A 13986-nucleotide genomic window follows, 5' to 3' on the forward strand; every position below is an offset into this window, starting at 1 on the left:
TGGGTAGATGCTGCCGTCACCCTGCGTACGTCCTAGGGTGGGGACCAGAAGCCCGGAACAACCGAATCGTCCCGAGGAGTCCGACGTGTCCGCAGACCCCGTGCGCTCGTTCCTGCCGCCCCGGAGCGAGGCCGAGTCGATGGCCGAACTCCGCGGCGACTGCACGCACATCGACGTGTCGTGGACGACCCCGCATGTGACCAAGCCGCTGCCGACGACGCCGTTCTCGACCACCGCCCCCGCGGTCGTGGTCCCGGCGCGCGGTGCCGCGCTGGTCGCGGGCCTCGCCGAATTCGGCGACTGACCCGGCCGTCGGACCGGCGCACGCACGCCGCCCGAGCACACCGGACGCACACACGCCGATGCGGCGGCGACTCTCTCGAGTCGCCGCCGCATCGGCGTTCGCGTCGGCCGCCGGAGCGGCGCGCGGGCCCGGTGGGACCGGGCTCAGCTGAAGGAGTCGCCGCAGGCGCAGGAGCCGGCCGCGTTCGGGTTGTCGATCGTGAAGCCCTGCTTCTCGATGGTGTCCACGAAGTCGATGGTGGCGCCGCCCAGGTACGGAACGCTCATGCGGTCGGTCACGACACGCACGCCGCCGAACTCCTGGACGCTGTCGCCGTCGAGCGACCGCTCGTCGAAGTACAGCTGGTAGCGCATGCCGGAACAGCCGCCCGGCTGCACCTGGACGCGCAGCGCGAGGTCGTCGCGCCCCTCCTGCTCAAGCAGGGCCTTGACCTTGCCCGCGGCCTCATCGGTGAGGATGACGCCAGTGGTCGCGGTCTCGTCCTTGACCGTCATCTGGAAGCTCCCACGTGGTGGTTCGGTGCTGGATACGGCTGTCACCGTCCGCAACGAACGGTGTCCTGGTTTCTATTCCAGGCCCGATTCGTTCATGGTCGCATACCGCAGGACGTATCGGGACGGGCCGTCGGGGCGATCCGTTGTGACCCGCGTCGCGTACCCGACCCCCACTCTCGTCAATCCGACGCAATGAAGGTAGGATCCATAACGTCAGATAGACGAAAAGGATGTGCGACGTGACCGCGACCAACGACCTCGACCTCCCTCCGGGCGTCGAAGCGACCCCGCTCGCCCTGCTGCTGCTCGGCCGCGGATCCGACCCGTACAGCGAGCGCGGCGTGGAATGTCCCGGCGACCTGCCGAGCCCGGCGGACCCGACGCTCGTCGCGCGCGCCCGCGCGGCCAAGGAGAAGCTCGGCGACTCGGTCTTCATCCTGGGCCACCACTACCAGCGGGATGAGGTCATCCAGTTCGCCGACGTGACCGGCGACTCGTTCAAGCTGGCCCGCGAGGCCGCGGCCCGGCCGGACGCGCCCTACATCGTCTTCTGCGGCGTGCACTTCATGGCGGAGAGCGCGGACATCCTCACCGCGGAGCACCAGCAGGTGATCCTGCCGGACCTGGCCGCGGGCTGCTCGATGGCCGACATGGCGACGTACGACCAGGTCGAAGAGTGCTGGGACGTGCTGGCCGACGCGGGCGTCGCCGACGTGACCGTGCCCGTGTCGTACATGAACTCGTCCGCCGACATCAAGGCGTTCACCGGCCGCCACAACGGCACCATATGCACCTCCTCCAACGCCAAGCGCGCCCTGGAGTGGGCCTTCGAGCAGGGCGAGAAGGTCCTGTTCATGCCCGACCAGCACCTCGGCCGCAACACCGCCGTGCTGGAGATGGGCTTCTCGCTCGACGACTGCGTCGTCTACAACCCGCACAAGCCGAACGGCGGGGTCACCGCGGAGCAGCTGCGCGCCGCGAAGATGATCCTGTGGCGCGGCCACTGCTCGGTGCACGGCCGCTTCGACCTGGCCTCGGTCGAGGACGTCCGCAACCGCATCCCGGGCGTCAACGTGCTCGTGCACCCCGAGTGCCGGCACGAGGTGGTCACCGCGGCCGACTACGTCGGGTCGACGGAGTACATCATCAAGGCCCTCGACGCCGCCGAGCCCGGCTCCGCGTGGGCGATCGGCACCGAGCTGAACCTGGTCCGCCGGCTCGCCAAGGCGCACCCGGACAAGCAGATCGTCTTCCTCGACAAGACCGTGTGCTTCTGCTCGACGATGAACCGCATCGACCTGCCGCACCTGGTGTGGGCGCTGGAGTCGCTGGTGGACGGCACGGTCGTCAACCGCATCCAGGTCGACGCGGACACCGAGAAGTACGCGAAGCAGGCGCTCGACCAGATGCTCGCGCTGCCGTAACCGCGCCCCCGAAAACCCGGAGAGCCCGGAAGACCCCGGAGAAAGCCGACAGCCCGCGTGGATACGCGGGCTGTTCGCTTTGCCGACCGGGGTCAGCCCGGGATCAGTCCCCCGTCCCCCAGCAGCTCGCGCACTTCGTCCACGTCGGCGCCCGGGCGCGGCAGGATGAGCTGCGACGGTTCGATCACGTCGTCCGGCACCGCGGCGCCCGACGCCCGGACGGCGTCGAGCAGTGCGGCCAAGGCGTCCCGGAACGCGCTCTCGTCGTCCGCGGCGATCGCGGCCTCGATGCGGTCGTCGTACCTGTTCAGCTCGGCGACCTGCTCGTCCGCGACCTCGTACTGCCCCTCCCCCATGATCCGGACAATCATGGTTACTCCCCGTGCTTCTCGAATCGCGGGTGGTACTGGGGGTCGGCCTGCTGCTGCCCGGGGTCGGGCACCTGCCCCGACTGGCCGGGACCGAGCGCCTGCTGCCCGCCCGGGGTCTGCTGTGCTCCGCCGATCGCCTGCGGCGCCGGGCCTTGGCCCAGCTCCTGCTTCATGCGCATGAGTTCCAGCTCGACGTCCGACCCGCTGGACAGCCGCTCCAGCTCCGCGGTGATGTCGTCCTTGGTCATGCCCGTCGGGTCGTCCAGCGCCCCGGAGGCGAGCAGCTCGTCGATCGCGCCCGCCCGCGCCTGCATCTGCGCGGTCTTGTCCTCCGCGCGCTGCATGGCGAGGCCGACGTCGGACATCTCCTCGGAGATGCCCGCGATCGCGCCGCCGATGTTGGCCTGTGCCTCGGACGCCGTGTAGGTCGCCTTGATGGTCTCCTTGCGGATCCGGAACGCGTCCACCCGGGCCTGGAGCCGCTGCGACGCGAGCGTCAGCTTCTCCTCTTCCGACTGGAGCTGCTCGTACTGCGCCCGCAGGTCGGTGATCTGCTGCTGGATGCCGCTGCGCCGGGTCAGCGCCTCGCGGGCCAGGTCCTCGCGGCCGAGGGAGAGCGCCTTGCGGCCCTGGTCCTCGTGCTTGGCCGCCTGTCGCTCCAGTTGCTGGAGCTGCAGCTCCAGCCGCTTGCGGGAGGTGGCGACGTCGGCGACACCGCGGCGCACCTTCTGCAGCAGCTCGAGCTGCTTCGTGTACGAGTAATCCAGCATCTCGCGCGGATCCTCGTATTTGTCGAGCGTTTTGTTGGCTTTTGCGCGGAAGATCATCGCCATCCGCTTCATAACGCCGGTCATGACCCTGCGCGCCCCCTTCGTAGGCAAGCCAATGCGCTGTAGCCAGCCTAAATGGCCAAAGGACCTTCCGGCAGGAGGGCAGTCCATCACCTGCCGTGCCCGCTTCTCCGTCGGAGAACGAACGAGACCCTCGGAAGGTGCCGCCGGACCCGCCGCCGTCCCGCCTCCGCACCCCCGGAAGACCGGCCCGGCCGCACAGGGCCGGGGCCGGTCCGGGCCGCTTGCCCCAGCACGTAGGCTGGAGGCGTGTTCAGACGTCGTTCCCAGGCAGAGTCCGCACCCGAAGAGACGGCCGAGGCCGTCGAGGATGTCCGCGGACCCGAGGCCCCGAAGGGCCGCCCCACGCCCAAGCGCAGCGAGGCCCAGGCCAACCGCAAAACGCGCGTCACCCCGCCGAAGGACCGCAAGGAGGCCACCCGGGTCGCCCGTCAGCGGGCCCGCGAGGACCGCGAGGCGCAGCGCCAGGCGCTGGTCACCGGCGACGAGAAGGGCCTGCCGCTGCGCGACAAGGGCCCGCTGCGCCGGTTCTGCCGCGACTTCGTCGACTCGCGGTTCACCGCCGCCGAGTTCTTCCTGCCGTCGGCCGTGCTGATCCTGATCCTGAGCATCATGCCGAGCACGACGCTGAAGAACGTGTCGCTGCTCGGGTGGGCCGCGGCGATCGCGCTGATCATCCTGGACTCGGTCCGGCTGAACTACACGCTCAAGAAGCAGCTGCGCGAGCGCTTCCCGGACGCGAACCTGAAGGGCTGCACGCCGTACGCGCTGATGCGGTCGCTGCAGATGCGCCGCCTGCGCCTGCCCAAGCCGCAGGTGGCCCGGGGCGAGAAGCCCTGACGCGCAGCCGCGCCGGTCCCGCGCGGCTCCGCTGTGTCCCCCGTCCCCCGACAACGGAGCAGCATGTCCACCGCCCTGCACGAGGCGACCACCTGGCCTATGGATCTGCACACCCAGGTGCAGCGCGAGATCGCCTCGCGGCAGCTCGCCGAGCACCTGGTCCGGCTGCGTGAGCGCGGCCCGCTGAAGGTCCTCGACGTGGGCTGCGGGCCCGCCACGCCGTCGCTGCTGCTGGCGCGTGCGGGACACCTGGTGACCGCGGTCAGCACGGACACCTTGCAGCTGACCGCGCTGCACGACGAGATGGCCGCGGACTCCGACGACGTCCGGGCGCGGCTGCGGCTCGTCGAAGGCGACGGCAGCGAGGCCGGCCGGCACTTCCCGCCGGGGAGCTTCGACCTGGCGCTGTGCCACGGCGTGCTGGACGGGCTGGCCGAGCCGGACGGGATGCTCGCGGCGCTCGCCCGCATCCTGAACCCGGGCGGGCTGCTGTCGGTGACCGCGTCGAACGGCGCCGCCGCGCCGATGCGGCCGGGCAGCGCGGGCGAGTGGACGGCGACCCGCAAGGCGCTGGCCGCGCGCACCGTCGCGGCGAACGCGGAAGGCAACCGCACGGACAGCGTCGAGGGCCTGTCCACGATGCTCGCCGACCTCGGCGCGCCGGTGCTGGCGTGGTACGGCGTCGGCGTGTTCAGCGCGCTGCGTCCGGACGACCCGGCGCCGCCGCGCAAGGGCAAGGCGTGGCAGAACCTGATCGCGGTCGAGGAAGAGGCCGGCCGCACGGACCCGTACCGGGCGATCGCGGGCGTCCTGCACGTCGTGGGCGAGAAGACCGTGCGCTGAACTCCGGCCCGCCCGGCATAGGGTGGGCGCATGGAATTCCGACACCTCGGCCGCAGCGGTCTGGTCATCAGCGAGATCGCGTACGGCAACTGGCTGACCCACGGCTCCCAGGTCGAGGAGGAGGCCGCGCTCGCGTGCGTGCGTGCCGCCCTCGACGCGGGCATCACGACTTTCGACACCGCCGACGTGTACGCGGAGACGCGTGCCGAGTCGGTGATGGGCCGGGCGCTGAAGGGCGAGCGGCGCGAGGGCCTGGAGATCTTCACGAAGGTCTACTGGCCGACCGGGCCGGGCCGCAACGACCGGGGTCTGTCGCGCAAGCACATCATGGAGTCGATCGACGGGTCGCTGCGCCGGCTGGGCACCGACTACGTGGACCTGTACCAGGCGCACCGGTTCGACCACTCGACGCCGATCGAGGAGACCATGCTGGCGTTCGCCGACGTGGTGCGGTCGGGCAAGGCGCTGTACATCGGTGTGTCGGAGTGGAACGCGGAGCAGATCCGGGCGGGTGCCGACCTGGCGCGCGAGCTGCGGATCCCGTTCATCTCGAACCAGCCGCAGTACTCGATGCTGTGGCGGGTCATCGAGGCCGAGGTCGTGCCGGCGTCGGAGGAGCTCGGGCTGGGGCAGATCGTGTGGTCGCCGATCGCGCAGGGCGTGCTGTCCGGCAAGTACCGTCCGGGGCACCCGCCGCCGGCCGGTTCGCGGGCCACGGACGCCAAGGGCGGCCAGGACTTCATCTCCCGGATGATGAGCGACGACCTGCTGACGGCGGTGCAGTCGCTGCGTCCGCTGGCCGACGACGCGGGCCTGACCATGGCGCAGTTGGCGGTCGCGTGGGTGCTGCAGAACCCGAACGTGTCGGCGGCGATCATCGGCGCGTCGCGGCCGGAGCAGGTCGCGGAGAACGTGAAGGCGGCGGGCGTGAAGCTGGAGGAGGAGCTGCTGTCCAAGATCGACGTGATCCTGGAGCCGTTCGTCCAGCGCGACCCGGCGCGGACGGTCAGCCCGGCGGAGCGGCCGTAGGCTCGCGCGGCCCGGCGATCCGCAAGGTCCGCGTGCGGTGGGGGCGGTCCGGAATCCCGGGCCGCCCCCGTCCGCGCGGCGGGGGCCGCGATGTGCATCCCGCGGCCTGGTGGTCCTCGCGGGGGTCAGAGCGCGGCGCGCAGGCTCATGCCGGCGTAGACGACGTTGTCGCCTTCCAGGAGGCTGACTTGTTCGACGCCCGCGTCGAGCAGATCGCGCCAGTTCTCGCCGAGCCAGCTCTCCGCGTCGGACTGGTTCGAGAACTCCTCGGATTGGGGGCCGGGGACCGGGGTGCCGTCCGCGTTCTCGTACCGCCACTGCCACATCATCGTCGGCTCCCTCAGTCAGTTCCCGCCGGGTTCGTGCGGACCCGATCGGATGCGTTCAAAGCGGATCACCGCGCACCGCACCGTCGCGACGGTCCGCACAGTAGCCGACAACTGACGACGCCGAGGGGCCAAACAGACCCTCCGGACATTCAAACGCAACACGCTCGGGAGTAGCGCAGCACACCATGGAATTGACGTTCCTCGGCACGGCCGGCCCGCGGGGCTGGCCCCAGCCGTTCTGTACTTGTGCGTCCTGTCTGGGCTGCACCGGTTCCGCGGTGCGCGAGCCCAGTTCCGTGCTGGTCGACGGATCGCTGCTGATCGACTGCGGGCCGGCTCCGGCGCATGCCGCGGCGCGGGCGGCGCGGCCGCTGACCGGCGTTCGCCACCTGCTGCTGACCGGGCCCGCGGAATCGGCTCCGCTGGCGTGGCTGCCCGCCGCGGGGCTGGAGGCGGTCGCCGCGCCGTCGGGTCCGCCGCCCGGGCTGCCCGCGCCGACCGCGGGCGGGCCGCCGTGGCAAACCGTGGCGGCGGGCGAGGAGTTCACCCTCGGCGCGCACCATGTGCGGGTGCTGCCCGGCGGTTCGCCGGGGCGGGTGGCGTACGCCGTGACGGGGCCGGAAGGCGCCCGGCTGCTCTACATACCTTCGGCACTGGTCCCCGAGGCCGCCGCGGCGCAGGCGTGGGCGGACGGACGCCCGTACGACGCCGTGCTGTTGGACGTGGTCACCTGGCCCGAACGCCTGGCCGCGCTGCGCCGCGAGGGCGCGGTGACCGAGGCCACCGACGTCCTGGCCGTGCACCTGTCGCACGACGCGCCGCCCGGCGAAGAGCTGCAGCGCCGTCTCGCCGCGTGGGGCGCGCGGGCCGTCGCGGACGGCGGCGTCGTGCGCCTTGGCGCCGACAGCGACCGGCAGCCGCCGCGCCCGCACCGGACGCTGGTCCTCGGCGGCGCCCGCTCGGGCAAGTCCGCCGAAGCCGAACGGCGTTTGGCGACCGCCCCGGACGTCGTCTACGTGGCGACCGGCGGCACCCGCGAGGGCGACGCCGAATGGGCCGACCGCGTCACGACGCACCGCGAGCGGCGCCCCGCGGGCTGGACGACCGTCGAGTCGACGGACCTGCCCGGCGTGCTGGCCGCCGCGGAATCCCCGATCCTGGTCGACTGCCTGTCGCTGTGGCTGACCGCGGCGATGGACGAGTGCGGCGCGTGGGACGACGACGCCTGGGCGAACGGCGCCCGGGACGCGGTCCGCAAACGCGTCGACGAGCTGGCCGACGCGTGGCGCGGCTGCCGCATGCCGCTGGTCGCGGTGAGCAACGAGGTCGGCAGCGGCGTGGTCCCGGCGACCGCGTCGGGCCGCCGGTACCGCGACGAACTGGGCCGGTTGAACGCGGCGATCGCGCAGGAGTCCGACGAGGTGCTGCTGGTGGTCGCGGGCCAGGTGCTGACCTTGCGCGGACTTCCCCGCAAGGCGCGGCACGCCCGCAGTTGAGCACGCACTACGCTGGCCCGCGATGACTCTCGACCTCGACTCCCTGTCCGCGCTCGTCGAACGACCCGACGACGAGGCGCGTGCCCGGCTCAAGGCCCGGCTGCCGCAGCAGACCGGCGCGGCCGGGGCCCTCGGGCGGCTGGAAGACGTCGCCGTGTGGCTGGCGGGCGTCCAGGGCGGCGAGACCGTGCGCGCGATCGCACGGCCGCGCGTCGTGGTGTTCGCGGGCGACCACGGGGTGGCCGCGCGCGAGGTCTCGGTGCACCCGTACGGGCACACCGCCGAGGCGGTGCGCGACGCCGCGGCCGGCGGCGGCGCGGTCGGGCTGCTCGCCGAGCAGTTCGGCGCGGGCGTGCGCGTGGTCGACATGGCCGTCGACGCCGACGCCGCAACGCTGCCCGACGCGGTCGCCAAGCACCGGGTCCGGGAAGCCGGCGGCAGCATCGACCGGCAGGACGCGCTCACCCCGGCGGAGGCCGAACAGGCGTTCCGCACCGGCATGGAGATCGCCGACGCGGAGATCGACGGCGGCGCCGACCTGCTGCTCCTCGGCGACATCGGGGTCGGCAACACGACCGTCGCCGCGGTGCTCGTCGGCGCGCTGACCGGTACCGACGCGGCGGCCGCGATCGGCCGCGGGTCGGGCATCGACGACGCGACGTGGATCCGCAAGTGCGCGGCCATCCGCGACGCGCTGCGTCGGGCCCGGCCGGTGCTCGGCGACCCGCTGCGGCTGCTCGCGGTGTCCGGCGGCGCGGACTTCGCCGCCATGAGCGGCTTCCTCCTCCAGGCCGCGATCCGGCGCACCCCCGTGGTGCTGGACGGCGTCGCGAGTGCGGCGGCCGGCCTGGTCGTGCAGCGCGTGGCGTACCGGACGCCGGACTGGTGGCTGGCCGGGCATGTCACGCCCGAGCCGTCGCACGCCAAGGCCCTCGACCGGATGGCCCTCGAACCGCTGCTGGACTACAAGCTGCGCTACGGCGAGGGCACCGGCGCACTGCTCGCCCTGCCGATCGTCCAGGCCGCGGCCCGGCTCGCCGCCGAACTGCCGGTGACCGAACCGGTGGCGGACGAGCCCAAGCCCGCCGACGAGGCTCCGGCCGCGGACGAACTCCCGGCCGCCGCACCGGACATCTCCCTGGAGAAATGACCTCCCGCGAGGCCGGGCCGGGCGACGCGCTGCGTTTGGCGTTCGGCACCCTGTCCGTCCTGCCCGTCCGGTTCCCGCATGTGGACCGGCGGGTGGCCGGCCGGGCGATGGCCGCGGCACCGCTCGTGGGCGCCGTGCTGGCCGGACTCGCCGCGGGCGTCCAGGCCTTGGCGCTGTGGGCGGGCACCGGCGCGCTGCTCGCCGCGGTGCTCGCGCTCGGGTCGCTCGCGCTCCTCACCCGCGGCCTGCACCTCGACGGGCTCGCCGACGTCGCCGACGGACTCGGCTCGGGCAAGCCCGCGCCGGACGCGCTGCGCATCATGAAGGCCTCGGACATCGGCCCGTTCGGCGTGCTGGCCTTGGTGTTCACCCTGCTCGTGCAGGCCGCCGCACTCACCCGAGCGGCCGGGCACGGCCAAGCCGAAGCCGCCGCGGCACTCGCAATCGCGGTGGTCACCGGACGGGCGGCGATCGGGATCGGCTGCCTGCGCGCGGTGCCGAGCGCCCGCCCCGACGGGCTCGGCGCGATGGTCGCCGGGACGCTGCCGCCGGCCGCGGCAGCGGGCACCGCCGTCCTGCTGACCGGAGCCGCCGCCGGGCTCGGCGCCGCCACCGATCTCGGCGCGCTGCGCGGCGCACTCGCCGTCACGGTCGGGCTCCTCGCAGCAACGGCCTTGCTGCGCCACACCGTTCGCCGGTTCGGCGGCATCACCGGCGATGTGCTCGGCGCGCTCGCGGAGACGGCCGCGGCGGCTGCGCTCGTCGTCCTGTCCACGGGTTGAGACAAGGCAAACCCGCCCATGTAATGCTGGGGGCACACACCGGGACGTACAGCGTCCCCTGACGGTGCCTCAGCGCGCCTGCGACACCCGGCAGGACCGCAGTTCCGGACAGGCAATTCCGCCGAGAACATCGACGCGAATTTACGACGAGAACAGAACAGGACACTTGTGACCACACTGAGCCTGAGCACCAGCTCGGCGGCGACGCTCCGCGCCGACGCCATCGTCATCGGTCTGGCCAAGGGCGCCGACGGCCCGGTCGTCGCCGCGGGCGGCGACGGCGTCGAGGCCGCGTTCGACGGCTCGCTGGCCTCGGTCCTCACCGCGCTGGGCGCGACCGGCGCGGAGGGCGAGACGACCCGGATTCCCGCGGCCGGCGCGGCCGTCAAGGCGCCGCTGGTCATCGCGCTCGGCCTGGGCGAGGAGCCCGAGGAGGGCTTCGGCGCCGAGACGCTGCGCAAGGCGGGCGGCAACGCGGCCCGTGTGGCGGCCGGTCTGAAGAAGGTCGCGCTCGCGCTGCCGTACGCCGGTCCGCAGGACGTCGAGGCCGTCGCCCAAGGCGCGCTGCTCGGCGCGTACACCTTCGAGGCGTACCGCGTGAACTCACGCGAGGGCCGCAAGGACCCGGTCAAGGACCTCGTGCTGGTCGGCGCGAAGGCCCGCGACAAGGCCGTGAAGGCCGCGTTCGAGCGCGGCCAGGTCGTCGCGGAGAGCGTCAACAAGACCCGCGACCTGGTCAACACCCCCTCCAACGACCTCGACCCGAAGACCTTCGCGGCGATCGCGGTCGACGCCGGCAAGAACTTCGGCTTCAAGGTCGAGGTGACCGACGAGAAGGCCCTCGCCAAGGGCGCCTACGGCGGCATCCTCGGCGTCGGCCAGGGCTCCGCGAAGCCCCCGCGCCTGGTGCGCCTCGGCTACACGCACCCGAAGGCCAAGCGCAGCATCGCGCTGGTCGGCAAGGGCATCACCTACGACTCGGGCGGCATCTCGCTCAAGCCGGCGGGCGCCAACGAGACCATGAAGATGGACATGGCCGGCGCGGGCGCGGTCCTCGGCGCGATGATCGCGATCGCCCGCCTGGGCCTCCAGGTCAACGTCACCGGCTGGCTGGCGCTGGCGGAGAACATGCCGTCGGGCACCGCCACCCGTCCCGGCGACGTGCTGCGCATGTACGGCGGCCGCACCGTCGAGGTCCTCAACACCGACGCGGAAGGCCGCCTGGTCCTCGCCGACGCGATCACCCGCGCGTGCGAGGAGGGCCCGGAGAAGCTGATCGACGTCGCGACGCTGACCGGCGCGATGATGGTCGCCCTCGGCAACAAGACCTTCGGCATCGTCGCCAACGACGACGAGTTCCGTTCCGCGGTGCACGCCGCCGCCGAGCGCACCGGCGAGCCGTCGTGGCCGATGCCGACCCCGGCCGAACTGCGCCGCACGTTGGACTCGCCGATCGCCGACCTGAAGAACATCGGCGAGCGCATGGGCGGTGCCCTGTCGGCGGGCGTGTTCCTGCGCGAGTTCGTCGCCGAGGGTGTCTCGTGGGCGCACCTGGACATCGCGGGCCCGGCGTACAACGAGGGCGAGGTGTCCGGCTACACCGCGAAGGGCGGCACCGGCTGCGCGGTGCGCACGCTCGTGCAGGTCGCCGCGGACGTGGCGGACGGCACCATCTGAGCCGTCCCGGCTGTCCGAGCCGTCGTGGTCGTCCCGGTCGTCCGGGCCGCCCGCTCGGCCGGACTGACGGTATGCGCGGGCCGGGGGTGCGTTTTGCGCACCCCCGGCCCGGTCATTTTCCGCTGCGGTTCTTCTGCGTCCACTCGCGCATCCGTTGCGGGTAGCCGACGATCCCGGCCTCGTACAGCGGTATCCCGAGCTTGCGGGCCAGCGACGCCCCGGCCGCGGCGTCGGCGATCCGGCGCCGGGTCCATTCGCCGGTGTCCGCGACGAGCACGACCGTGGTGCCGCTGACCGTGGTGGTGGGCTCCAGGTACGCCTCGACGCCCCGGCGGCTGCGGGCGAACTCCGCGAGGTGGTCGGCGGCCGCCGCCGCCTCGCCGCGCGCGCCCCGTCGGCCCCCGGCTCCGCCTCCGCGCGAGATGCGTCGGAACAATCCCACGTACGGTCCCCTATCTGTTTCGCCGGCGGGCATGTGGCGCAGTCGACACAGCAGACCAACGTGCCGTGCGTACCCGAGGTGCCCGCCTCCCGACAACAAGTGGGAGGATGTTGTACCGGCACTTGGAACCTTCCACAAGAAGGGGGTGCTACCCGGCAGTACCCGTCGGGTGAGCACACGCAGATCCAGCAGGAGGACGTGACAGTGGCGAACGACGCCGGAGCCGTTTTCGACGTAGTGATCCTCGGAGGCGGAAGCGGCGGCTATGCCTGCGCCCTCCGAGCCGCCGAACTCGGCATGCGGGTGGCGCTGATCGAGAAGGGCAAGCTGGGCGGGACTTGCCTCCATCAGGGCTGTATCCCGACCAAGGCCCTCCTGCACGCCGGCGAGGTGGCCGACCAGACCCGCGAAAGCGCCCAGTTCGGCGTGAAGTCGGTCTTCGAGGGCATCGACATCGCGGCCGTGCACAAGTACAAGGACGGCGTGGTCTCGCGCCTGTTCAAGGGCCTGACCGGGCTCATCGCGAGCCGCGGCATCACCGTGGTCGAGGGCGACGGCCGGCTGGTCTCGCCGACCGCGGTCGAGGTGGGCGGCGTCCGCTACGAAGGCCGGCACGTGGTCCTGGCCACCGGCTCGGTGCCCAAGTCGCTGCCCGGCCTGCAGATCGACGGCAACCGGATCATCAGCAGCGAGCACGCGCTGGTCCTGGACCGCGTGCCGGCCTCCGCGGTGATCCTCGGCGGCGGCGTCATCGGCGTCGAGTTCGCCAGCGCCTGGAAGTCGTTCGGTGTCGACGTGACCATCGTCGAGGCCCTGCCGCACCTGGTCCCGGTCGAGGACGAGAGCAGCAGCAAGCTGCTGGAGCGCGCGTTCCGCAAGCGCGGCATCAAGTTCGAGCTGGGCTCGCGGTTCAGCGGCGTCGAGTACACCGACGCCGGCGTCCGGGTCTCGCTGGAGAACGGCAAGCAGGTCGAGGCGGAGCTGCTGCTCGTCGCGGTCGGCCGCGGACCGGTCTCGGCCGGGCTCGGCTACGAAGAGGCCGGCGTCGCGATGGACCGCGGCTACGTCCTGGTCGACGAGTACTGCCAGACCAATGTGCCCACCATCTCGGCGGTCGGCGACCTCATCCCGACCCTGCAGCTCGCGCACGTCGGCTTCGGCGAGGGCATCCTCGTCGCCGAGCGCCTCGCGGGCCTGCGGGTCGCGCCGATCGACTACGCGGGCGTGCCGCGCGTGACGTACTGCGACCCCGAGGTCGCGTCCGTGGGTCTGACCCAGGCGCAGGCCGTCGAGCGGTACGGCTCCGACAAGGTCGCCCTGATCGACTACAACCTCGGCGGCAACGGCAAGTCGCAGATCCTCAAGACGGCGGGCTCCGTCAAGGTGGTGTCGGTCAAGGACGGCCCGGTCGTGGGCATCCACATGGTCGGCGCCCGCATGGGCGAGCTGGTCGCCGAAGCCCAGCTGATCTACAACTGGGAAGCGCTGCCGTCCGAGGTCGCGCAGCTCATCCACCCCCACCCGTCCCAGTCCGAGGCGATCGGCGAAGCGCATCTGGCGCTCGCCGGCAAGCCGTTGCACGTGCACGACTGACGCGCCCCTGCTGTCACTTGCCCGGAAGCGTACGAAGGAGTCACTGACCCCATGCCGGTCTCTGTAACACTGCCCGCGCTCGGCGAGAGCGTGCAGGAGGGCATCATCACCCGCTGGCTCAAGCGGGAGGGTGAGCGCGTCGAGATGGACGAGCCGCTCCTCGAGGTCTCGACCGACAAGGTCGACACCGAGATCCCCGCGCCGGCCTCCGGCATCCTCGTGTCGATCAAGGCGGCCGAGGACGACACCGTCGAGGTGGGCGCCGAACTCGCGATCATCGACGACGGCACCGGTGCCGCACCGGCCGCGGAGGCGCCCGCGGCGGCCGCGGCCGCGGCACCCGCGCCGGCCGCGACCCCGG

16 protein-coding genes are annotated in these 13986 nt (G+C 72.4%); 11 read left to right on the forward strand and 5 right to left on the reverse strand.

Features of this window, described 5'->3' with window-relative positions:
- Positions 1-85 precede the first annotated feature (85 nt).
- Positions 86-304: a hypothetical protein gene (locus tag ABEA93_RS07915; RefSeq protein ID WP_345674595.1), complete on the forward strand. Its 219-nt coding sequence runs from the start codon at positions 86-88 to the stop codon at positions 302-304.
- A 143-nt stretch (positions 305-447) separates the two neighbouring features.
- On the opposite strand, the gene ABEA93_RS07920 is transcribed toward ABEA93_RS07915, so the two are convergent.
- A complete protein-coding gene (locus ABEA93_RS07920; RefSeq protein ID WP_345674596.1) occupies positions 448-798 on the reverse strand; it encodes a HesB/IscA family protein in 351 nt (116 codons plus the stop codon).
- Positions 799-1028: 230 nt separating this feature from the next.
- On the opposite strand from ABEA93_RS07920, the gene nadA reads away from it, so the two are divergent.
- Positions 1029-2222 (forward strand): quinolinate synthase NadA, encoded by a 1194-nt coding sequence (gene nadA, locus ABEA93_RS07925; RefSeq protein WP_345674597.1) that lies wholly within the window; start codon positions 1029-1031, stop codon positions 2220-2222.
- A gap of 92 nt (positions 2223-2314) precedes the next feature.
- Here nadA and pspAA read toward each other — a convergent pair whose 3' ends face one another.
- Positions 2315-2593, reverse strand: coding sequence for a PspA-associated protein PspAA (gene pspAA / locus ABEA93_RS07930; protein WP_345674598.1), 279 nt, complete (start codon positions 2591-2593; stop codon positions 2315-2317).
- 2 nt (positions 2594-2595) lie between these two features.
- Entirely contained in the window at positions 2596-3447 is an 852-nt protein-coding gene (locus ABEA93_RS07935; RefSeq protein ID WP_345674599.1) for a PspA/IM30 family protein, read from the reverse strand.
- A gap of 246 nt (positions 3448-3693) precedes the next feature.
- On the opposite strand from ABEA93_RS07935, the gene ABEA93_RS07940 reads away from it, so the two are divergent.
- From ABEA93_RS07940 to ABEA93_RS07950, 3 genes are all read left to right on the forward strand, one after another.
- A complete protein-coding gene (locus ABEA93_RS07940; protein ID WP_345674600.1) occupies positions 3694-4284 on the forward strand; it encodes a DUF3043 domain-containing protein in 591 nt (196 codons plus the stop codon).
- 63 nt (positions 4285-4347) lie between these two features.
- The gene (locus tag ABEA93_RS07945; protein WP_345674601.1) at positions 4348-5127 is read left to right on the forward strand and encodes a class I SAM-dependent methyltransferase; all 780 of its coding nucleotides are present in this window, start codon (positions 4348-4350) and stop codon (positions 5125-5127) included.
- 30 nt (positions 5128-5157) lie between these two features.
- Positions 5158-6156: an aldo/keto reductase family protein gene (locus tag ABEA93_RS07950; RefSeq protein ID WP_345674602.1), complete on the forward strand. Its 999-nt coding sequence runs from the start codon at positions 5158-5160 to the stop codon at positions 6154-6156.
- Positions 6157-6281: 125 nt separating this feature from the next.
- On the opposite strand, the gene ABEA93_RS07955 is transcribed toward ABEA93_RS07950, so the two are convergent.
- Positions 6282-6485, reverse strand: coding sequence for a hypothetical protein (locus ABEA93_RS07955; RefSeq protein ID WP_345674603.1), 204 nt, complete (start codon positions 6483-6485; stop codon positions 6282-6284).
- Positions 6486-6670: 185 nt separating this feature from the next.
- On the opposite strand from ABEA93_RS07955, the gene ABEA93_RS07960 reads away from it, so the two are divergent.
- The 4 genes from ABEA93_RS07960 to ABEA93_RS07975 all read left to right on the forward strand — a co-directional run bounded on the left by ABEA93_RS07960 (position 6671) and on the right by ABEA93_RS07975 (position 11590).
- Positions 6671-7981, forward strand: coding sequence for a bifunctional adenosylcobinamide kinase/adenosylcobinamide-phosphate guanylyltransferase (locus ABEA93_RS07960; RefSeq protein ID WP_345674604.1), 1311 nt, complete (start codon positions 6671-6673; stop codon positions 7979-7981).
- Between the two features lie 22 nt (positions 7982-8003).
- Positions 8004-9131, forward strand: coding sequence for a nicotinate-nucleotide--dimethylbenzimidazole phosphoribosyltransferase (gene cobT / locus ABEA93_RS07965; RefSeq protein WP_345674605.1), 1128 nt, complete (start codon positions 8004-8006; stop codon positions 9129-9131).
- The gene (locus tag ABEA93_RS07970; protein WP_345674606.1) at positions 9128-9913 is read left to right on the forward strand and encodes an adenosylcobinamide-GDP ribazoletransferase; all 786 of its coding nucleotides are present in this window, start codon (positions 9128-9130) and stop codon (positions 9911-9913) included. The genes cobT and ABEA93_RS07970 overlap by 4 nt, the downstream gene beginning before the upstream one ends.
- Positions 9914-10081: 168 nt before the next feature.
- Positions 10082-11590: a leucyl aminopeptidase gene (locus ABEA93_RS07975; protein ID WP_345674607.1), complete on the forward strand. Its 1509-nt coding sequence runs from the start codon at positions 10082-10084 to the stop codon at positions 11588-11590.
- Between the two features lie 112 nt (positions 11591-11702).
- On the opposite strand, the gene ABEA93_RS07980 is transcribed toward ABEA93_RS07975, so the two are convergent.
- The gene (locus tag ABEA93_RS07980) at positions 11703-12032 is read right to left on the reverse strand and encodes a hypothetical protein (RefSeq protein WP_345674608.1); all 330 of its coding nucleotides are present in this window, start codon (positions 12030-12032) and stop codon (positions 11703-11705) included.
- 204 nt (positions 12033-12236) lie between these two features.
- On the opposite strand from ABEA93_RS07980, the gene lpdA reads away from it, so the two are divergent.
- Both lpdA and ABEA93_RS07990 read left to right on the forward strand, forming a co-directional pair.
- The gene (gene lpdA, locus ABEA93_RS07985; RefSeq protein ID WP_345674627.1) at positions 12237-13625 is read left to right on the forward strand and encodes a dihydrolipoyl dehydrogenase; all 1389 of its coding nucleotides are present in this window, start codon (positions 12237-12239) and stop codon (positions 13623-13625) included.
- A 51-nt stretch (positions 13626-13676) separates the two neighbouring features.
- The coding region (locus tag ABEA93_RS07990) for a biotin/lipoyl-containing protein (RefSeq protein ID WP_345674609.1) at positions 13677-13986 on the forward strand (310 nt) is incomplete at its 3' end.

The organism is Yinghuangia aomiensis (assembly GCF_039542225.1).
In the GTDB taxonomy this organism is placed as follows: Bacteria; Actinomycetota; Actinomycetes; order Streptomycetales; family Streptomycetaceae; genus Yinghuangia; species Yinghuangia aomiensis.